General features: G+C 58.4%; 16 protein-coding genes. 9 read left to right on the forward strand and 7 right to left on the reverse strand.

The features are described from left to right. Window positions 1-93: 93 nt before the first annotated feature. Entirely contained in the window at window positions 94-444 is a 351-nt protein-coding gene (locus tag AC1DX3_RS16995; protein ID WP_476990509.1) for a four-helix bundle copper-binding protein, read from the forward strand. Window positions 445-446: 2 nt separating this feature from the next. Continuing rightward, window positions 447-1,751, forward strand: a complete 1,305-nt coding sequence (locus tag AC1DX3_RS17000) for a PQQ-dependent sugar dehydrogenase (protein WP_476990510.1) — start codon at window positions 447-449, stop codon at window positions 1,749-1,751. Here AC1DX3_RS17000 and AC1DX3_RS17005 read toward each other — a convergent pair. Then, window positions 1,748-2,740, reverse strand: coding sequence for a magnesium transporter CorA family protein (locus tag AC1DX3_RS17005; protein WP_476990511.1), 993 nt, complete (start codon window positions 2,738-2,740; stop codon window positions 1,748-1,750). The two genes, AC1DX3_RS17000 and AC1DX3_RS17005, sit on opposite strands and share 4 nt — an antisense overlap. A 310-nt stretch (window positions 2,741-3,050) precedes the next feature. Between AC1DX3_RS17005 and AC1DX3_RS17010 the strand changes: the two genes are divergently transcribed. Genes AC1DX3_RS17010 through AC1DX3_RS17020 form a run of 3 tightly spaced genes read left to right on the forward strand, consistent with a single transcriptional unit; the run spans window position 3,051 to window position 5,696 of the window. Next, a complete protein-coding gene (locus AC1DX3_RS17010) occupies window positions 3,051-3,725 on the forward strand; it encodes a class I SAM-dependent DNA methyltransferase (protein ID WP_476990512.1) in 675 nt (224 codons plus the stop codon). Then, window positions 3,722-4,111 carry a VOC family protein gene (locus tag AC1DX3_RS17015; RefSeq protein WP_476990513.1) on the forward strand — a complete coding sequence of 130 codons (390 nt, stop codon included), beginning with the start codon at window positions 3,722-3,724 and terminating at the stop codon, window positions 4,109-4,111. Before AC1DX3_RS17010 ends, AC1DX3_RS17015 begins: the two co-directional genes overlap by 4 nt. 49 nt (window positions 4,112-4,160) lie before the next feature. Beyond that, window positions 4,161-5,696 carry a hypothetical protein gene (locus AC1DX3_RS17020; protein ID WP_476990514.1) on the forward strand — a complete coding sequence of 512 codons (1,536 nt, stop codon included), beginning with the start codon at window positions 4,161-4,163 and terminating at the stop codon, window positions 5,694-5,696. Here the strand turns inward: AC1DX3_RS17020 and AC1DX3_RS17025 are convergent. The 3 genes from AC1DX3_RS17025 to AC1DX3_RS17035 all read right to left on the reverse strand — a co-directional run bounded on the left by AC1DX3_RS17025 (window position 5,693) and on the right by AC1DX3_RS17035 (window position 9,038). Continuing rightward, entirely contained in the window at window positions 5,693-5,953 is a 261-nt protein-coding gene (locus tag AC1DX3_RS17025; RefSeq protein WP_476990515.1) for a hypothetical protein, read from the reverse strand. The two genes, AC1DX3_RS17020 and AC1DX3_RS17025, sit on opposite strands and share 4 nt — an antisense overlap. 87 nt (window positions 5,954-6,040) lie before the next feature. Then, window positions 6,041-6,736 (reverse strand): glutathione S-transferase, encoded by a 696-nt coding sequence (locus AC1DX3_RS17030; RefSeq protein ID WP_476990516.1) that lies wholly within the window; start codon window positions 6,734-6,736, stop codon window positions 6,041-6,043. 82 nt (window positions 6,737-6,818) lie between these two features. Further along, window positions 6,819-9,038, reverse strand: coding sequence for a beta-glucosidase (locus AC1DX3_RS17035; RefSeq protein WP_476990517.1), 2,220 nt, complete (start codon window positions 9,036-9,038; stop codon window positions 6,819-6,821). Between the two features lie 282 nt (window positions 9,039-9,320). Here AC1DX3_RS17035 and AC1DX3_RS17040 point away from each other — a divergent pair, with 282 nt between their 5' ends. The 4 genes from AC1DX3_RS17040 (at window position 9,321) to AC1DX3_RS17055 (ending at window position 17,667) form a co-directional block, all read left to right on the forward strand. Continuing rightward, the gene (locus tag AC1DX3_RS17040) at window positions 9,321-10,415 is read left to right on the forward strand and encodes a LacI family DNA-binding transcriptional regulator (RefSeq protein ID WP_476990518.1); all 1,095 of its coding nucleotides are present in this window, start codon (window positions 9,321-9,323) and stop codon (window positions 10,413-10,415) included. 406 nt (window positions 10,416-10,821) lie between these two features. After that, window positions 10,822-12,477, forward strand: coding sequence for a carboxylesterase/lipase family protein (locus AC1DX3_RS17045; protein WP_476990552.1), 1,656 nt, complete (start codon window positions 10,822-10,824; stop codon window positions 12,475-12,477). A gap of 331 nt (window positions 12,478-12,808) precedes the next feature. After that, window positions 12,809-15,100, forward strand: a complete 2,292-nt coding sequence (locus tag AC1DX3_RS17050) for a TonB-dependent receptor (RefSeq protein ID WP_476990519.1) — start codon at window positions 12,809-12,811, stop codon at window positions 15,098-15,100. A 173-nt stretch (window positions 15,101-15,273) separates the two neighbouring features. Beyond that, window positions 15,274-17,667 (forward strand): alpha-L-rhamnosidase-related protein, encoded by a 2,394-nt coding sequence (locus AC1DX3_RS17055; protein WP_476990520.1) that lies wholly within the window; start codon window positions 15,274-15,276, stop codon window positions 17,665-17,667. 53 nt (window positions 17,668-17,720) lie between these two features. On the opposite strand, the gene AC1DX3_RS17060 is transcribed toward AC1DX3_RS17055, so the two are convergent. From AC1DX3_RS17060 to AC1DX3_RS17070, 3 genes are all read right to left on the reverse strand, one after another. Continuing rightward, entirely contained in the window at window positions 17,721-18,254 is a 534-nt protein-coding gene (locus tag AC1DX3_RS17060; protein WP_476990521.1) for a nuclear transport factor 2 family protein, read from the reverse strand. A 50-nt stretch (window positions 18,255-18,304) separates the two neighbouring features. Beyond that, window positions 18,305-18,916: a YceI family protein gene (locus tag AC1DX3_RS17065; protein WP_476990522.1), complete on the reverse strand. Its 612-nt coding sequence runs from the start codon at window positions 18,914-18,916 to the stop codon at window positions 18,305-18,307. Between the two features lie 289 nt (window positions 18,917-19,205). Beyond that, on the reverse strand, window positions 19,206-20,045 hold the full coding sequence (locus AC1DX3_RS17070; protein ID WP_476990523.1) for a hypothetical protein: 840 nt from the start codon (window positions 20,043-20,045) through the stop codon (window positions 19,206-19,208). Window positions 20,046-20,239: the final 194 nt, after the last annotated feature.

The following is a 20,239-nucleotide window of genomic DNA, read 5'->3' on the forward strand; positions in this document are numbered from 1 at the left end:
CGCCTTACGCCTTCCTTATCTGTGGCCGCTTGTTCAGCGCTGCATCCTCATCTGTGTTCGCCTATTCAACATGCAACTTCCATGAGGTGTGTGATGACAAGCGACGATCCGATGACCAACTGCATCCAGCTGTGCTGGGAATGCCGGGCGACCTGCCAGGAAACCCTCTACCAATATTGCCTCACCATGGGCGGCGAACATATTGCGCCCGAGCATGTCAAGGCGATGACCGACTGTATCGAAATCTGCCAGGTCTCCGCCGACTTCATGACGCGCGGATCGCACCTGCATATGGTCGTCTGCGCGGCCTGTGCCGCTATCTGTGAAGCCTGCGCCACCGCGTGCGACCATATCGGCGATGAGCGCATGGCGGCCTGTGCCGAATTGTGCCGCCGTTGCGCCATGGCCTGCGACGACATGGGCCGCATGGCGAAGGCTGCCTGATAATGCCGAGATACGCACCGCTGCTCTTGCTTGCCATGCTGGCCGGCTGCGGCGAAACCGCCAAGCTCAACGTCGTAGATGGAACCGGCCCCGCGCCCGCCTTGCCGCAGCCGGCACGAACCTTGATTCCTACGGTCAAGACCGCTGACGCCGTGGGCTGGCCGGCCGGTCAGACGCCACGCGCCGCGTCCGGCCTTGCCGTCAAAGCATTTGCCGCCAATCTCGACCATCCGCGATGGCTGTATGTACTGCCTAATGGCGACGTGCTGGTCGCCGAAACCAACGCGCCACCCAAGCCAGACGATGGCAAGGGAATCAAAGGTTTCTTCATGAAACTTATCATGAAGGGTGCGGGCGCCGCGGTGCCCAGCCCGAACAAGATTCTGTTGCTGCGCGACACGGACGGCGACGGTGTATCCGACAGTCAGGCCGTCTTCCTGTCGGGCCTCAACTCGCCCTTCGGCATGGCCTTGATCGGTGACACCTTCTATGTTGCCGATACCGATGCCGTGGTGAAATTCCCCTATCATAGCGGCGACACTCAGATCACAGCAGCGCCAGTCAAGGTCGCCGAGCTGCCTGCCGGGACAATCAATCACCACTGGACCAAGAACATCCTCGCCAGTCAGGACGGCACCAAGCTTTACGCCACCGTCGGATCCAACAGCAATGTCGGCGAAAATGGTCTGACGGTGGAAGAGGGCCGCGCCCGCATCGACGAGATCGATCTGGCGACCGGCCAATTGCGGCCTTTTGCGACCGGTTTACGCAACCCAAATGGCATGGCGTGGCAGCCGCAATCGGGCGCGCTGTGGACGGCGGTCAATGAACGCGACGAATTGGGCAGCGACCTGGTGCCGGACTTTATGACCAGCGTCAAAGACGGCGCCTTCTACGGCTGGCCGTTCAGCTATTACGGTCAGCACGTCGACAGCCGGCCGAAGCCGCAAAACCCGGATATGGTGGCCAAGGCCATAGCGCCGGACTACGCTCTGGGGCCGCACACAGCGTCTCTGGGCCTGACCTTCTATACGGGCTCGCTGTTTCCGGCGCGTTATAATGGTGGCGCCTTTGTCGGCCGGCATGGTTCGTGGAACCGCAATCCGGTCAGCGGCTATGACGTCATCTTCGTGCCCTTTGCCAATGGCATGCCGGCGGGGCAACCTGAAACCGTCCTTGATGGCTTCCTGAGCGCCGACGGCAAGGCTATGGGCCGACCGGTCGGCGTCGCCGTCGATAAAGCCGGCGCCTTGCTCGTGGCGGACGACGTCGGCAATGTCGTGTGGCGGGTCACACCTGCCAACTAAAGCCAGCCTTGCCGCTTGAAATACACATAGGTTCCCGTCGCGGCCGCCAGCATCAACCCGATGGCCAATGGGTATCCGAATGCCCAGTGCAATTCCGGCATATGGGCGAAGTTCATGCCGTAGATGCTGGAAATCAGGGTCGGCGGAATAAAGAATACAGCGACGATCGAGAAAATCTTGCTGATCAGGTTCTGTTCGACATTGATCATACCCAGCGCCGCATCGAGCTGAAAACTGACCTTGTTCGACATAAAAGCCGTCTGGTTGATCAGGGCGTCGGCATCGGCAATTAACACGTCGAGATCTTCCTGCAGGTCCTTCTGGTCGGCCCGCGCCGTCTTGCGGAAAAAGACCAGCATGCGCTCAAGGCTTTGCAGGCTCTCGTGGATCTTGGAATTGAGATCGGCCAGGGCACCCAGCTTCTGCAGGACCTGCCGCATGACGATCGACGGATTGCCCTGTTTGTTTTCAAAGGCGTGGTCGTCGAAAATCCGCCGCGACAGATCGTCGAGACCGTCGACCAGCATTTCCATGTGCCATGCCACGCGGGTGAACATTTCCTGGATCAGACCTTCCAACAGTTCTGGCCCGGTGGTGAAAGCGCCGCTGTTGTTCAGCAGGCGTGTCTGGAAATGGCCGAAGGAGGTCGGCGCCGTGTGGCGAACGGTGATCAGACAGCGTTCCGTCAGGATAAAGGTCACGGGGCTGGTTTTCGGGTGGTTGGAACTGATCTTGTGCAGCAGGGCCGCCGTCATATAGGCGACACCGTTTTCAACATAGAGACGGTTGAGTGCCTGGTTGCGCCAGATTTCGCCGCGCGTCGGGATAGCGATGTTAAGATGATCCTTGAGATAGCGTTCGTCTTCCGGCCCCGGACCGTGGATATCGATCCACACCGCGGTATCGAATATGCCCTGGCGATCGTTCTTTACCCGGGCCAGCAAGGCCGTTTTGAGCACGCCGTCGTCACGGTAATAGGCGGTCATCATCGGCTTAGCCCAAGTCTAGCGAAACCTCCTCCATACGCTGCCGGCATAACGTTTTTACGACAGAACGGGCGGGCGGGGCGGCCAGAGCATTTTCCGCCAAAGTGGACGCCAGTTTGGCGTAAGGAAATGCGACAAAGCAAAAACATAGAGCGTTAGCCCGGCCCTTCTTAGCCGGGCAACGCTCTAAGCCGGCTGGACAATGGGCCCCGGCAGTTTTATAGAACCGTTACGCAGTGGCGCTGCGGTCCGTTTAGCGGGCGCGATACGCTCCTTTGTCGCCAAGGCTCGGTGACTGACCGGGAGCTCATCCATGATTGATCCATCATCCGAAAACCGTGCCGGCTATGATCTTTGGTCCACCCAGTACGACACCTATGTCAATTCCACGGTCGCCGTCGACGACCTGTATTTTCCCCACCTATGGGCTGATGTCCGCGACAGGGATGTTCTTGAGATCGGCTGCGGCACCGGGCGCCACACCTTGCGCCTTGCCGGCCAGGGCAATCGCGTCACCGCCGTGGATCTTTCGCCCGGCATGCTGGCCAGGGCGCGCGAGAAGCTGACAAGATATACCGTCCGGCTGTTGGAAGGCGACATCATGCGAGGCGACATACCCATAGGTATGTTTGATGTCGCCTTGACAGCCCTGGTTCTGGAGCACATTGCCGACCTCGATACCTTCTTCACCCGCATCGCCAGACATCTGAAACCCGGCGGGCGATTCTACATGTCTGAAATCCACCCGGATCGCATCGCGGCCGGCACCCAGGCCAATTTTACCACCGAAGACGGCCGGCACGTCCGTTTGGCCAGCTTCGCTCACACGGCCGCCGCCATCGAAACCGCCGCCCGCACAGCCGGATTACAGATCGCACATCAGAAAGACATTTTTGGCGGTGAAGACCTGATAAGCCTTAACCCGGACTGGACACGCCATCTTGGCAGGGCCATGATTCGCATGTGGATATTCGAGACGATACGATGAGCCAGATCGCCACCTTCCTTATGTTCGACGGCAAGGCCGAAGAGGCGGTCGACATCTATGTCTCTCTGTTTCCCAACAGTCACATCACCGGCATGGCCTATCATCCCGCCGGCGCACCGATGGCCGGCAAGGTCCTGCGCTGCTCTTTCGTACTCGACGGTACGCCTTTCATGGCCAGCGATTCCACCGTCGGCCATGATTTTACCTTCACCCCATCAATGTCGATCTTCATGAGCTGTGAAGACGAGGCCGAGTTCGACGTCACCTTTGCCCTGCTGGCCGAAGGCGGGCGCATCCATATGTCGCCGGCCGATTACGGCTTCAGCCGCAAGTTCGGCTGGACGGCCGACCGGTTTGGTGTGTCCTGGCAGTTGAACTTGCCGTAACTGTCTCATTTGAAGACATTTTTAATCGCTCTGTGGTCTGTTACGCCGCATGAACGACAGCACAACCATGGTCCCCAGTCCGCCCATTAGACTCAGTCTTGCCGGCTTGGCCCGACTGAGCGCCACGGCATGGAGCGCGATCATTATTGCCGTCGCCTTCGTCATCCGCGTCATCGCGCCCCTGACGACCGACACCGACTGGTTGATGAGCAATTGCCGTCGCTTCCTTGACGGCGCCGTATTGTACAAGGACATCATCGAAACCAACCCGCCGATGGCCATCTTCATGCACCTGCCGGCGGCGTTGATCGAACGGTGGACGGGCTTGCCGGCTGAACCGGTCTTTACCGGCATGGTGTTCCTGGCCGCCATCGGTTCCGCCGTCTTTTTCAGCCATTGCGTTAAAACCGCCGAGCCGAAACTGCGACTGATCCTACCCTTGACCCTGGCGGTTCTGTTGATTGCACCGTTGTCGACCTTCGATGAGCGCGAACAGGTTGCCCTGATCTTAACCCTGCCGCTCCTCGGTGTCGTCATCTTGCGGGCCCACGGTCACCGCATTCCCTGGCTGATGATTATCCTGACCGGTATTGCTGCCGGTTTTGCTCCGATGATCAAGCCGCACTTTGCCCTGGGTATAGTCGGGGCCTATGTCGCCCTGGCGGTCCTGCGGCGTCGACCCTGGCCGCTACTGTCGCCCGAAGCCCTCATCGCCGCGATCCTGACCGTGGGCTACGGCGTGGCGACCATGATCTATATGCCGGCCTATACGCACGATGTCCTGCCGCTACTGTTCGACCTCTATCGGCCGATGAAGAAGCCCATTTGGTATATGCTCTTCCTCATCCCGACCCTGTGCTGGATGATCGCCGTAGCCGCCTTATGGTTCGCTTCGAAAGGCAGGTTCCTGACCCCGCTCAATATCGTCTTGCTGGCGGCATCGGCAGGTTATCTTATCGGCTTTATCGACCAGGGGAGGGGCTGGGCCTACCAGATGTATCCCGCCCTCAGCCTGCTGATGCTGGTGGTCTTTCCAACCGTGCCCGCGGCCTTGACCAGCGGTGATCCCAAACGCCGCGTACCGGCGGTGGTGGCGATCGTCGCCGGACTTTCCACCCTTGGCTATTCGACCATATTCGGCGCAGTCGGTGGCGGAGTCGTCGCGCCGATCCGTGCCGCTGTCGCCCACCCGACCATGATGTCGATCACCTTCGACCTGACGCCGGGCCACCCCATCGTCACCAAGACCCACGGTACCTGGGTCGGCACCTTTTCCAGCCGTTGGGTCACCGTCAACGCGGCCTATCTGGCCCATGAAACCAAAGACCCCGCCAAGCTGGCCAAATATCGTCAATGGCAGGCCTATGATCGCGCCGTCACCAATCGCGACCTCGCCAAACGGCCGGATATCGTCTTGGTCGGCATCGGTCCCTTCAATTGGCCGGCCTGGATCGACAAGGACCCGGAGACCAGACGCCTGATGTCGGACTATGTCCTGTTATCCCAGGACCGACTGTCGGAACAAAAGCGCAAGGACTTCGAAGGCGTCGCCGCCTGGATCCGCAAGGATCTTGTGAAGCCTTAAGACCGCCGATAGCTCTGATCGGCGTCGTCCGCGTCGTTATTCGTCCGCTCTTCGACTCCGTCGATATAGACATTGACCGATCCGTCAGCCAGCTGTTCAACACGGTCTATTACTGCCGGCGCGCCATAACGCTCACGCAAGTCCTGGTCATGAATGATATGTGCAGGCGTTGGCTCGGCCAGAAACTTGAAATCGTTCGAGGCATAAACCTCCTCGCCCGTATTGTTATCGATCAGGTGGTAAACAGTATCGGTCATGGGGCGCTCCTCAGATTGTTATGACCGTGAGTTTGCCACGACTTGGCGTAAAGATGGGATATGGAATATTGTCGCAGGCCAGCCAGCCTATCCGTTGATCGCCTTGCGCATCGACGCCTCGATCTGCCCGCCGCAATAGATATTGCCAAAGCGCTTGTTCGTTGAGTCGATCAGATCCAGAAGGGGCTTGGTCGCCATCATGCGTTGCGTCAGTCCCGCCACCAGGGGCGCTTCCTCCAGCAGCATGTCGCCGATTTGCGGGAATCGATCGCCCAGGGTCCACCACAATGTGGCCGTGACAATATCGGCGACCCCGGCCACTTCGCCGCCCAACATATACCCGGCATCAGCTTTTAAGCCGCTCCGTTTGCCCAGCACTTCGAAGATCGCCATCCATCGCTTGAGCCTCGGAACATAGGTTTTCCACCTTTGCGGTGTCCACATCTCACGGCCGCCATCATTGGTGATGTCGTCGATCACATCATTGGCGTCGTTGACCACCTTGAGTGTCAGGGCGCGTCCCTCGACGTCTTTCGGCAAAAGCTGGAGCTTTTCGCCGAGATAGAAGGCTATCGCGGGCATTTCCGCCAATTTGAATCCGGAACTGTTATCGACCAACACTGGCGGTCCCATGTGGGGTATCAGCTGCTGACCCGGTGGTGCTGCCATCTGTTCGGCGACATCGTCCGGCTCATCCCAGGTCTTGCCGGCATAGGCCAATATGGCGCGGATAAACTGACCGCGAAACGGCACCGGCCAGTAATACAGCGTGTAGTCCGCCATGGCTCACCTCTGATGGAACGCATTCCGGGCGAACAGAATATCAGACCGTGTTAAATCTCAATGAGGGAGTGCACTTAAGCCTCTACGGCTTCAGCTTTTGAGCGCGCACCTTTGCATCGCCTGTAACGCCGGAATCCTGAGCGTTGTCCGCAAGCCCGATGGTATAGTCCCCCCCCTCGATGACCCATTTGTGTTCGGCGACCCTGAAGTGGCCGAGGAGCCGCGGGTCGGCGGACAAGGTGACGGTCTGGCTTTCGCCGGGCGCCAGATCGACCTTGGCGAAGCCGAGGAGCCGTTTGGCGGTTTCCGACGGTGTCGCATTCAGATAGACCTGCGGCGCGGCCTTGCCGACCATCTTGCCCGTATTGGTCACCTTGAAGCTGAAACTCAGTGTGTCGCCGCCCGTTACCTTCAGGTCGGAATAACTGAAGGTCGTGTAGCTGAGCCCGTAGCCGAACGGAAACAACGGCTTTATGCCGAGCTTGGCGAAGCGCCGGTAGCCGATGTCGGCGCCTTCGTCGTAATGGACATCGAAAATCTGACCTTCGGGTACATCGATTCCCGGCAAGGCCGCGCCGCGCGGATATTGGTCGATGGAAGCCGGGAAGGTGACCGGCAAATGTCCGGACGGATTAGTGGCGCCGGTCAAGACATCGGAGATCGCCTCACCGCCTTTCTGACCGGGATACCAGGCTTCGATCACGGCTGGAACCTTGTCCAGCCACGGCATATTGACGGCGCCCCCGGTTTCAAGAACCACGATCGTGTTCGGATTGCTGCCGGCCGCCTGGCTGATCAGCTCGTTTTGCCCGTTTGGCAAATTCAGGCTCGGCGCATCGCTGCCTTCGCCCATCCATTGGGTGGCAACGATGATGACCAGATCGTAGCTCTTGGCTTTGCGGGCAACCTCTTCTGGATAGTCGCCCGCATCGAAGGCGATGGTGGCATTGGGCAAAGCGGTGCGCAAGGCCTTCAGTGGCGAGGACGGATGGTAATGCGTCTTGTTGAACGCGGCGAACACGCCTTCACCGCCGCGGGGGATGGTAATCTCGTCAATATCTGCGATGACCTGGGACGAACCTCCGCCCGACAGTACACCTGAATCGGCGTGACCGCCGACGATCAGGATCGATTTCACACTCGTCGCCATGGGCAAGATGTTGCGGTCGTTCTTGAGAAGAACAATGCCCTCGGCGGCTTCCCGCTTGGCGATGTCGGCATGCGCCGCCGGATCATAGGCTTTCGCTGGTGTGGCGTCGAAAAGGCCCGCCGCGAACATGGAACGCAGAATGCGGTGGACCATGTCGGAGAGACGCGAGGCTGGGATTTCGCCCTTATCGATAGCGGCCTTCAGCGGCGCTCCGAACCAGATATCCTTGTCGATCTGTTCGCCGGATTGCTGATCCAGGCCCTTGACGGCAAAATCGGTGGCTTTAACCGCCCCCCAGTCCGACATTACCCAGCCCTTATAGCCCCAATCGCCTTTGAGGATGTCGTTGAGCAGATGGTTATTGCCGCAGGCATAGACGCCATTGACCAGATTGTAGGAACACATGACCGACCCGGGCTTGCCTTTTTCGATCGCAATTTCGAAAGCGAGAAGGTCGGATTCGCGCATGGCCTGCTCATCGATAAGGCTGTTGGCGAAGTTGCGCCCCGTTTCCTGGTCGTTGATGGCCAGATGTTTGATGGTCGAGACCATGTTCTGGTCCTGGATGCCGCGGATGGACTCGGCGACCATATTCGCCGCCAGCCAGGGATCCTCGCCGGCATATTCGAAGTTGCGGCCGTTGCGCGGGTCGCGCGCGAGATTGATGCCGCCGGCCAGTTGCACGTTCATGCCCTTGGCGCGCGCTTCGGTTCCGACCATGGCGCCGCCATCATAGGCGATCTGGGTATTGAACGTTGCCGCGAGCAGGATAGACGCGGGCAGGGCGGTTGCCGTATCGCCGGGGCGCGACATCAGGGGATTGGCAACGCCCAGCGACGCGTCGCTTTCCTGCAGGTTAGGGATACCCAGCCGCGCATTGCCGGGAATGAAACCGGCCGATGCGATGGCGCCGTCGGGCAGTTTGCCGTCCTTCAGGAATACGGGTAGGGCCATTGGGCCGTGTACGAGGCTTATCCGTTCGTCGGGCGTCATGGCCTTTTCAAGAAGAATCGCGCGTTCATCGGGTGAGAGGGATGTGTTCATCCACGGCCGGCTGACTTGGGCCGTCGCGCCTAGGGGTGAAAAACCCATCAGGGCCGAACAAGCCATCGCCAGATATTCGAGTCGGGATCCCCGGTTCGTGGTCTTCATGTTTTCACCCTGCCTTCACCTGCATGCCTTGTTGAATCGCGTGGCATTTTTTCTAAAAGAATTCGCGCCTTAAGCTTCAAACCTAAGGCGCGAAAGTTATAGCGCTGCCGGGAGAAGTTGAGAAAACCTCCTGGGACGAAGAAGGTGATGGACGAACATTCCTTCCACTAGGGCAGCGCTGACGTAACTTGTACTAGGTCAGCGCTGCCGTCAAGCGGGATGTCGTCGCGATCCTGCCTGAATTCCAAGCTCTTGACGCGGAGCGGGCTGGACAAAGCCCGCGTGAGCACTGATACTTATGGAAAATCTCTGAATGGCATCGCCTTGGCAAACCTGACTTTAGACGACCTCGCAAAGCTGGCGAATGTATCCCCAAAGACGATATCGCGTGTCGCTAACAAGCTTCCCGGCGTTGGCCCCAAGAAGCGGGCGGAAATCGAGAAACTAATTCAGGAGACGGGTTTTCGCCTGAACTTTGGCGCGCGTAGCCTGGCCAGCGCAAGAAATTACGTCGTTTGCATGATCGTCGAGGAACAGTCTTCGCACTACTACTTCTCGGAGCTCCAGGTCGGCATTTCCCGGGCGTGTATCGCGGCCGGCTATCATTTGATTGTCGAGCCGGTGGAGGATGTTCTGCATAAGGGCGCTGACGCCATCGCGGCTCGGTTTAACGGTATTCGGCCCGACGGGTTTCTGATCGTCCCGCCCGTTTCGGAGGTTTCATCGTTCATGGAAGCGCTTGAGGCGCTCAAGCTGCCGTTCGTCCGAATTGCCCCGGTCAGCAATCGGGAAAGGTTCTCGTCGGTTGAGATGGACGACGAACAGGCCTCCTATGAGATAACGAAATACCTGATCGATATCGGGCACCGGGACCTGGCTTGGATTTCAGTCAGCAAGAACCTGGCGTCCATGGAATTGCGCGAAGCCGGATTTCATCGGGCCTTGCTTGAGGCCGGTCTATCTCTTCACCCGGAATATGCGGTACCGGTACCTGACTTGCCGATCTACGGTATCGAAGATGCCTTCAATCTCCTGTCCCTGCCAAATCGCCCGACGGCGATTGTCTGCGGCAACGATTCCGTCGCTTTTTGTTGTATCGCCGCGGCCTATAAGGCTGGGCTCTCCGTTCCAGGCGACGTCAGCGTCGTTGGCTTTGACAATAGTCCTGGCGCGGAGAGTATCTGGCCTCCGCTAACAACTGTTCATCAGCCGATCAGCGCGATGGGTGAGAGAGCTACGGAAATCCTGCTGCGCCATCTCGACCGTGACAAGCCGTTCAAGGGGCTCATTCACGATCAACTGGATTATTCGATCATTCACCGGCTTTCGGCAGCGCCCCCGCCGGCGCTAAAGAAGAAAGCGGTCGCTTCGGATTGATGGCATATCCGGTTCGCCGAAATTTCATATTATGGGATCAGATGTTGCATATTTGATACCTAGTTAAAAAAAGATATATTTAATATCTATAATGATGGATACCTTTTCTATCGTATATGCCGGGCCCTGACAGCATACCTTTTGGTATATTGCCGCGGCATGGTGGGGTTTTATATAAATATTTCAGATATATGAGGCGGCCGCCTGCGGTTTCGCATCGCCCATCCCGACGGTGCTCAAGGCACGCACTTTTCTGGTTAAGTGGCCTTGCCAGGGAATCGCGAGCAATTGACTCCTTTCGTGGCATCGGAGAGTCTTGGCAAAATTGCTCCGCAAATTCGCGGAGCAGGATAATTTGCAGGAAGGTCCGAAGATGGAACGCGCACGTTTAAATCGCCGCTATTTTATGGGCACAGCGGTCGCATTGGGAGCTTTAGGTGCGCTCCGAATCCAACCCGCGCTCGCACAGGCGGTCGCGCCGGGCTCGACTGCTACTGGCGAACCATATCAGACGGTCGAGATCGCTCAGGGTGTTCTGCGCGGAGGGCATAGTCGTGGGGCTTTGGCCTTCAAGGGTATTCCCTACGCCGGATCGGTTTCCGGCAAAAACCGGTTTGTCGAGGCGCCGCCCGCTCCGCATTGGGCCGGCGTACGCGATGCTTTGAGCCTGGGTGCCCCCTCTCTGCAAAAGGTCGGTGGCAGTTTTGGCGAGGCGGAACCGGCAGCCAGCGAGGACTGTCTTGTTCTCAATGTTTGGACCCCGGCGGTAAATGACGGGAAGAAGCGCCCAGTCATGTTCTACATTCACGGGGGCGGCTATCATTCAGGCTCAGCGGGGGCGCCCTCGCAGGACGGAGCGCATCTGGCAGCCAATTATGATGTCGTCGTAGTCGCCTGCAATCACCGCCTGGGCTTGCTGGGCTACATGTATCTTGGCGACTTGGGTGGCTCGGACTATGCGACCTCGGGCAACCAATCCATGCTGGATCTCGTTGCGGCCTTGCGTTGGGTGAAAGAGAATATTGCTGAGTTCGGCGGTGACCCGGGCAACGTCATGATTTTTGGCGAATCCGGGGGCGGCTTCAAGACCGGCACCTTGCTGGCCATGCCGGCGGCGCATGGTCTTTTCCATAAGGCGAGCGTCGAGAGCGGCGCGGCCCTAACACGACTCTCGCGGGCACAGGCAACCGACACGGCGCAGCGCGTCTTGAAAGGCCTTGGGATCGGCCCGAACGAGCTGCATAAGCTGGCGGATGTTCCAGGACAGGCGTTTATCGACATTCAAGGCGCTGCCGACCAGGGCAAGGGGCCTCTTGTCGATCCGAACGATCCCAAGAGCGATCTGCTGCATCGCGCGAACTTCCTGCGCCCCGGTTCCTGGGGGCCGGTCGTCGACGGGACGATCCTGCCGGCCAGCCCATTCGATCCGGTTGCGACGCCTGTTTCGGCCAACATCCCAATGATGGTCGGCCATAATCGCGACGAAGCGACCTTCTTCAATATGGGCCGTCCGGACACATTTTCTATGGATGACGCTGCCCTGAAGGCACGGCTGGCCAAGGAGTTCGGCGAGTATGCCGATAGAATCGAGACGACTTACCGCGGGATCTACCCGGATCGCAGCCCCAGCGAGCTTTATATTGCGATCGCCAGCGACGTATGGTTCGGCAATGACTCGATAACCGCCGCGGCGCGCAAATCCGCGCAACCGGCGCCGGTCTACCTGTACAGATATGACTATCAATCCGACTTCGTCATTCCAGGTACCTCCTATGCTTTCGGCGCCGGCCATGCCTCCGAAATCAATATGAAGTTCTATAACTACGACCTTCGCGGTCTTCAGGGCTCCGGCCCCGGCGTCGCCAAGGCATCGCGAAATATGAGCGAAATGTGGGCCACCTTTGCCCGTACCGCGAAGCCCGCCGCTGCCGGTCAGCCGGAATGGCCCCGTTACGACCTGAAGGCCCGCCCCACCATGGTCATTGACGTAGACTGTTATGTCGAGCCCGACCTCGAGGGCGCGGCACGGCAGATGTGGGAAAGCATCGGTCCGGTCGTTTAAGGCGTGGGGCACGGGGAAAACAATCAATCCCGATGATCCTGTCGGCCGGTGGAAGGCGCAAAATTCCGATATGTGAAATCATGTGCGCTAAATATGGTACAGAATAGTTCTAATGGATAACGAGTACGAGGCGGCGCGGGTTTTGGATTTGACGCATGTGTCAAACTGTCGTTTCCTCATCATGCAGCATAGAGTCGAGCAAATCGGCTCATGCATGGAAACGCTGGGAATGTGAGATGGAACGGGCGACTTGCCTGAGTCCACCATAACCCGAAACCAAGCAAATAAGTCAGGACCTCGAAATCGGGGTGCAGGGAAAAAGGAGAAACAAGTGGTCAAATCTATTACGTCAGCGCTGCCCCAAAAGGTCGTCGCCCTCATGGTCGGTGTGAGCTTCTTCGCTATTGCCGGCGCAGCTTCCGCTCAGGACGCACCGGCCGGCGCACCTGAGGCGAAAGAAGACACGACGGTTGTTATTGTTACCGCCAACAAACGTCGCGAACCGGTCCAAAAAGTGGCGCAGACGGTCAACGTCGTCAGCGCGCAACAACTGCAGAACTTGCAGATCCGTTCGTTCCAGGAAGTCGCTACCGTCGTGGGCGGCGTTTCTCTGACGCGGACCAGCGGCGGCGAGCAATCCATCTCCATGCGTGGCATCAAGATGCCGAATAACGGCGGTACCGGCGGCGCGACGAATACGGTCGAAGTTTACCAGAACGAAGTGCCGATCAGCACGACGGATGCGTTCAACGCTCTGTTCGATATCGGTCAGATCGAAGTTCTTCGTGGTCCCCAGGGCACGCTTCGCGGCCGGCCGTCACCTTCCGGTGCGATGACCATCGTTACTCAACGCGGTAGCTTTACCTCATATAGCGGCTTCATCCAGGGGGCGATCACGGATCACAACGGCCAGAATGTTCAGGCGGCATTCGGCGGTCCGATCAACGACAAGCTGGCCTTCCGCATAGCCGGCCTGTACGATGCCAATGACGACAACGAGGTCAAGAGCATCGGTAACGGCAAGCATTCGCACCACGAGACCACCGGTCTCCGCGGTAGCTTGACCTGGAAGCCGATGGACAATCTCGAAATCAATTTGATGCACCAGTATATCAACGAAGATCGTGACTTCTATCGCTCGATCCAGGGCACGGCGCCCTGTGCCGGCGGCCCGATCCTGGTGAGTTCGGTCGGTTGCGGTCATACCTACACTTTGCAGGACCGCGTCTCGTTGAACACCGGCCCAAGCCCGGTAAAGTACCAAGGTCACCTGACCACCTTGAGCGCCCGGTATGATCTGGGGGACTATCAGATCAACTATGTTGGCGGCTATAACGACTCGACCTTCGTTAACGGGCTGGATTTCGATTTCGCCGGCATCGGCCAAGCCAATCAGATCCCGACCTGGCTTCGGGGGACCAATACCGCGAAGGTCACGACCAACGAACTGCGTTTCGAGTCGACAACCGGCCAGTTCTACAACTTCACCTATGGCGTCTTTTCAAGCTCGACGAAGAATACCGGTGATTTCGCCTTCATTCCGTTCTTTACCACCAATCCGTCGGCCTCGAACGTCCGCGATTATGGCGTATTCACCAATCAACGCTTCAACCTCAGCGAAAAGGACAAACTGTCCCTTGGTATCCGCTATTCGCATTTCATGGTTGATCGTTTGGGCGCCGGTCCGAATACCACCTATCAGGCCATCACCGGCAATGCGAGCTACCAGCACGAGTTCAGCAAGGACGTGATGGGATACGTCTCCTACGGCACATCCTTCCGTCCCGGTTCCGGCGGTGCCAACACCATCAACAACCCAGTCCCGCAGAGCAATGCAAACTTCGATTCCGAACATTCGCAGTCGACCGAGGTGGGGATCAAGACCCAGTGGTTTGAGCGTCGCCTGACGGCGAACCTCTCGCTCTTCGACCAAAAGTACGACGGCTATATCGCATCGATGTTCAATGTCGCCTGTACGGGTGTGCCGAATACGACCGGCATGTCTTACGCGACCAACGACGGCACCGCGGCCGGCCCGACCTGCTTCGGGACGATGTTCGCGAACGGCAATGCCGTCAGCAAGGGCGTCGAACTCGAAATGCGTTACCTGATTACGCCAGACTGGTCTGCCGGGTTTATCTACACCAATACCGATGCGCACTTCGTCAACGCGGTACTGCCCTGTAACGATTACAATGGCGATGGCACGCCCGATGTGACCGGCACGCCCAGGGTGCAGCAGAACAGCTATATCAGCCACTGCGTCTCCAGTCAGGTTTTAGGCCAGCTCCCGGCAACCAGCATAAGCGGCAATACCAATGTCGACTTCAAACTGTTCGGCCTCAACGCCTATGCGCGCGCCAACGCGATCTATCGCGACAAGGCCTACTTCCCGCAAACCGCCAACTATATGCCGGGCTACACCCAGGTTAACGCCTATGTCGGCATCAAGGGCAAGGACGACAATTGGGAGCTTAGCTTCTGGGCGAAGAACCTCTTTGACAAGGTCGTGCAAGATACCGACGGCGGCCCCTGGACCGTTTACGGCGTCCAGTCCGGCCTCAGCATCGGCACTGTGACCAATCGCCGTGAAATGGGCATAACCTTGCGCAAGGACTTCTAATCCCCAAGTCCTCCCGGGGAACCTGGAGCTGGTCGAGAGCGCGGGCGTTAAGGGGGGCGCCCGCGTTCGAGAGACATCAAGGGTCCCGACCAGCTCCAATTTTTTGGCCTCAGGAGGGTTGTTATTTTGATCATGTTGGAACCCCGCCGCTCTCGGGGGATGGATGGAAGACAATGCCTAAATCCGCTTTGATGGCTGCCGCTGCTATTGTGGGCTGGCTTGCGTGTGGTGACGCCGCCCAGGCGGAGGGCCGGTGGATTACATACCCAGCCATCGCACCCAAGACCCAAGTCGTGCTGCATTTTCGCAGGGACATCAGCCTCGACGCGGTGCCCAAAAGTTTTCCGGTACACCTCAGTGCTGACAATCGCTTCATCCTCTACGTCGATGGCGAACGGGTTGCCGAAGGGCCCGCCCGCGGCGATCTCGCGCATTGGCGGTACGAGACCGTGGACCTCAGCCCCTATCTGAAGGCCGGTCATAATGTGGTTGCCGCTGAAGTATGGAATGCGGCCGAAGACACAGGCGGTCGTTTCCACACCGAACCCTTGGCCCAGCTGAGCGCCAGGACCGCGTTTTGGCTTGAAGGCGACGGTGCCGCGAAGGTTCTCGACACTACCCAGCCCTGGCAGGTCTCCGTGCAGGCCGGCCACAGGTTCAGTTCGCCATTTCCCCACCTGATCGAGGCATTTGGCGGCACCTTCTATGCCGCTGGCAGTTCCGAGGACATCGACGGCGCCAAGGCCGACTGGGACTGGAAGGGCGGACGCTTGACGAAAGCCAACTGGGCGCCGGCGGTTCCGGCCTTGGCCGAAGGCGAGACGAGTCCGTGGACGCTGATGGCCGACCCGCTGCCGCAGATGGCGTTCAAACCTGAAGCCAGCGGCATCGTCGTCCGTACGGATTACGCGCCAGCCGAGGCGTTTCCAGCCAAGGCCGTCGTCATACCGGCGAACAAGACGGTCACACTCCTGCTCGACCAGAAGGTTGTCCAATCGGCTTACCCTGAGTTTTTGGTGTCGGGCGGCCGCGGCGCGACCGTAACGGTCACCTATGCCGAGGCGCTCTATGATGCCGCCAAGCATAAGGGCGACAGGGCCGAGGTTGGTGACAGGCAGGCGATCGGCCTTCAGGACACCTTCCATCTCGACGGCGGTAAAGGTCGCAACTACCGGCCTTTGTGGTGGCGAACCTGGCGCTTCATGCAGGTGCAGGTCACGACCGGCGCGGAGCCCGTGACCCTGGACGGCGTCAAGCTGTTTGAGACGGGTTATCCTTTCGAGGCTAAGGGCTATTTCAAGTCCAACGACGCGCAACTCAACCAAATCTGGGATATCGGTTGGCGTACGGTCAAGGTCGACGCCCATGAAACCTTCATGGACAGCTCCTATTGGGAGCAATTGCAATATGTCGGCGATACGCGCATCGATAACATTATCTCCTATACCGTGGTTGGCGATCCGCGCCTGGCGGTTCAGGCGATCGATGCCTACGGTAATTCCCAGGGTGCGGACGGGATGATTCAATCCGCCTATCCGTCGAGCACGGACAATGTCATTCCGCCGTTCGGCTTGCTGTGGTTGGGCATGATGCACGACTATGTGACCTATCAGCCCGACCTCGCCGTCATTAAACGCAACATCGCCGGCGGGCGCAAAATTCTCGACTGGTACGCGCCCTATATCGCGGCTAACGGCCTTGTTACCATCACACCGAAATGGAACTACATGGATTGGGCCGGGGAGGCGCAGGCGCCCTATGCCCCGACGGAGTTCGACCGGTTTCCGTCCTTCGACCCGGCGACCAAGACGTCCTGTCTCGTGTCACTGGCCTATCTCGGCGGCCTGAAGGATATGGCGGCGGTCGAAATGGTCGCCGGCGATCCCGCCCTGGCCGAAACCGACCGGCAAAAGGCGGCCGCTCTGACGGCGGCCATCCAGGACCAGTGCTGGGACGAAAAGCGCGGTTTGTTCGCGGATTCACCGACCAGGACGGTGTTCAGTCAGCACACGAATGCCCTGGCTGTCCTCTATGATGTGGCCCCAAAGGACCGCGCGGCCGAGATTCTGACTAAGGTGACAAAGGCCGACGGCATCGATGCGCCCGACGGCATCCTGACGACCAGCTATTATTTTTCATGGTATCTGATCAAGGCCTATCAGCATGCGGGCCTCAGCGACAGGTACCTGCAACTGGTCGATACCTGGCGCGACCTTGCCAAATTGAACTTTACGACCTGGCCGGAGGCGAGGGGCGATACGCGCTCCGACACGCATGCCTGGTCGTCGCACCCGACCGCGGATCTGATCGGTATCGTCGCTGGCATTCAGCCGGGTGCGCCTGGATATGGTACGGTCAAGATCGAGCCCCATCTCGGCGATCTGACCTCGGTGGATGCCGCGGCCATGACGCCCAAGGGCCTCGTCGCGGTCACCTATCGCACCTCATCATCCGGCGCGGTCGATGCCATTGTCACCAAGCCCGCGGACCTTGAGGGCCAGTTGGTCTGGAAGGGCAAGGTCTATTCGCTTTCCGGAACGAAATCCGAGCTTCACTTGACACAATAGCCTAAGCCGACGGCGCATGAGTTGGCCTCATCGCCGTCGGTCCGCCGTCCGGCCTACATGGCCGGAGCATCCGGCTTTGTGGCCGGGTCCCAATGTTCGTCCGCCTTGCCGTCCTTTATCCGCCACATGTCGAACCAGGTCGTCGTATAGCTTTTCGACGGATCGGAAGCATTCTGAACGATGCGCGGATAGACCACCACGACCAGGTCACCCTCGGCCACAACCGAGACTATCGGGGTTTTCAGATGATCCGGGATCGGGGTCGGCTTAGCCTGGAGGACTTCGGTGAAGAACTTGACGACCCCGGCCCGCCCGGACTGGGCGTTGGGGTTGTGCTGAATATAGCGGTCGGTGATATACTGGTCGGCCAGTTCCCAATGGTTGGCCTCAAGGAGGTCGCGGACGATATGATAGGCGACCTGCTTGTTGGCATTCAGCGTCGGATCAGGGCTTGTGAAGAGAGCTTCGGCGTCGGTGGCGCCGGTGACGGCCTCCTGCGCTCCGGCCGCTATCGGCGTCAGGGCGCCAAGGGCCAGTGCAATCTTCACCGTGACGGCAAAACGAAGGAAGGGATTGTAGCGAACCATTAAACGACCTCGATGTCGGAGAAAACCAATACGCAATCTTATTCCGCGGGCTATTTCTTGGCAAATTCCGCGTCGATCAGGAGCGTTACCTGATCGCCAATGGCCGGAAGGAAGGTCTTCATGCCGAAATCGGAGCGCAATAATGTCGCCGTGGCCTGAAAGCCTGCGCGGGTATCGCCCATCATGCCGGTGCCCATCCCGTTGAAGGTGACGTTCAGTGTGACCGGCTTCGTCACCCCCAACAGGGTCAGTTCGCCGTCTACCGTGGCGTGGGTCGCGTCGACGCGGGTCAGGTGCGAGGATTTGAAGCTAATGGTCGAAAAACCCGCGACATTGAAAAAGCCTGGCCCCTTAAGGTCGGTGTCGCGCTTCCCGAAGCCGGAATTCAGCGCCGTGGGATCGACCGAGATCGAAAGCTGCGATGGCTCGGGATTGGCAGGGTCGTAGTCGAAGCCGCCAGAGACCTGGTCAAAGGCAACAGTCGTCGTCGAAAAGCCCATATGGTCGATACGCGCCAGGATGCTGGTGTGGGTTGGATCGACCTCATAATGCCCCGCCGGCACAGCCGCAGGGTCGTTCGAAGTGATGGCTGCGGTCGCGGCCATCGGGAGGCCGGCAAGGGTGGCTGCGAGAGAAACGATCACGAATGCAGACTTCGACACGCTGTACCTTCCAAAAAAGAGATGATGTATATTTATTATATATAATAACAAATAAATCAAGGCCTTTATAGGGTGTGTGCGACCCCGGTCAGGGTTCTCAAAGTGCGTCGCTCAGCGGGGCGGAAATTATCATGCGATGGCTTCTACATACCGCACATCCTGCCAACCTTTGCTGCGGCCAAAGTTAGGCCTGTCTTGCGCGAGATGATCTGCTTTGCCGCCGAAAAGCTAATGGCAAACGACACGTGATACAATTCCGACGGGCCTAATAGCCCGCGGCGGAAAGGTTCTAGTGTTCCAAGTCTGTGAACCTGGCGATTACGACACTACCTCCGCTAATCGACAGCATGCGGCCGTCCGACAAACCGCGGACATAGTCGCCCGCCAGATCGCCAATCGCGGACACCTGTCCCCTTCTTTTGTCAAAAGCGAAAACCGCATCGCGAGGCGCTTGACCCTCGCTGTCGCTCGGGTAAGGGCCTCGGAAGAAAATAATGTCTTTCAGGCACGCCATTGCACTGCACCCGTGAAGGCCGGTAGGCGTCGGCGTAATGACCTGGGTTTGTTTCGCTAAATCGAGTTCAACGAGCGCAAAATCTTTGTAGCCGCAAAATGCGAGCCGCCCGCCGCCCGCTGGGCACATCGCATAACAGTCGATTAAGTCGACAGGGTTTTTAACGCCCGACGCATAGCCCCAAAGATAATTGCCGACGGGATCGAAAATTGCGATTCCTTCCTTTGAAGGCCGCGTTTTTCCCAAGATGCCTTGGTCAAAATAGCTGACAACGACATAGTCATCCAGAACCATAACGTCCTCGACGCCGTCTCCCACAGAGAACCCTTTGACGACATGTCCGGTATTCGGATCGACGATCCACGCGTTTGTTTCGCCTTCCGCCTTTATGCGTGGGAAGACGACAAGCGCCTTATCGTCCAAACACCGCACCATGGCGGAATCCAAGTTCAGCGGCAGGTGAACCTCGTTCCACGGCGAGACTAATTTTAGCCCAGCGGTGGTTTTCCTTATGGCCAGCCAATTATCGTTATTGTCGACGTCAAAACTCTGCCAACCTATTTGCTGGGCTGGAAAGGGTAGATCGATGGTCTCGGTTTCTATACGAAAAGTCATGGCGCTATGCGGAGAGTGGTGCCGGCTACAAGAATCGAATAGATTGAATAAGTTATTGAAATCAATTTCCTAATCGAATGAGGTTTTTGGACTGACCCCCAAGCAGCCCCCGAAAATAAATTTCAGACCGAGTTCGATTCCGACGAGGGGCCGCGTACCGTTAGTTACAATTTAGCATAACAGATGAAAAATGT

The sequence above is a fragment of the Asticcacaulis sp. P2_B1 genome, assembly GCF_056404915.1.

Bases quoted from the DNA above. Each gene is read 5' to 3' on its own strand.
- AC1DX3_RS17020 (WP_476990514.1), top strand. From the start codon at position 4,161: ATGAACGACAGCACAACCATGGTCCCCAGTCCGCCCATTAGACTCAGT.
- AC1DX3_RS17010 (WP_476990512.1), top strand. From the start codon at position 3,051: ATGATTGATCCATCATCCGAAAACCGTGCCGGCTATGATCTTTGGTCC.
- AC1DX3_RS17045 (WP_476990552.1), top strand. From the start codon at position 10,822: ATGGGCACAGCGGTCGCATTGGGAGCTTTAGGTGCGCTCCGAATCCAA.
- AC1DX3_RS17015 (WP_476990513.1), top strand. From the start codon at position 3,722: ATGAGCCAGATCGCCACCTTCCTTATGTTCGACGGCAAGGCCGAAGAG.
- AC1DX3_RS17030 (WP_476990516.1), bottom strand. From the start codon at position 6,736: ATGGCGGACTACACGCTGTATTACTGGCCGGTGCCGTTTCGCGGTCAG.
- AC1DX3_RS17035 (WP_476990517.1), bottom strand. From the start codon at position 9,038: ATGAAGACCACGAACCGGGGATCCCGACTCGAATATCTGGCGATGGCT.
- AC1DX3_RS17025 (WP_476990515.1), bottom strand. From the start codon at position 5,953: ATGACCGATACTGTTTACCACCTGATCGATAACAATACGGGCGAGGAG.
- AC1DX3_RS17060 (WP_476990521.1), bottom strand. From the start codon at position 18,254: ATGGTTCGCTACAATCCCTTCCTTCGTTTTGCCGTCACGGTGAAGATT.
- AC1DX3_RS17070 (WP_476990523.1), bottom strand. From the start codon at position 20,045: ATGACTTTTCGTATAGAAACCGAGACCATCGATCTACCCTTTCCAGCC.
- AC1DX3_RS16995 (WP_476990509.1), top strand. From the start codon at position 94: ATGACAAGCGACGATCCGATGACCAACTGCATCCAGCTGTGCTGGGAA.
- AC1DX3_RS17005 (WP_476990511.1), bottom strand. From the start codon at position 2,740: ATGATGACCGCCTATTACCGTGACGACGGCGTGCTCAAAACGGCCTTG.
- AC1DX3_RS17000 (WP_476990510.1), top strand. From the start codon at position 447: ATGCCGAGATACGCACCGCTGCTCTTGCTTGCCATGCTGGCCGGCTGC.
- AC1DX3_RS17055 (WP_476990520.1), top strand. From the start codon at position 15,274: ATGCCTAAATCCGCTTTGATGGCTGCCGCTGCTATTGTGGGCTGGCTT.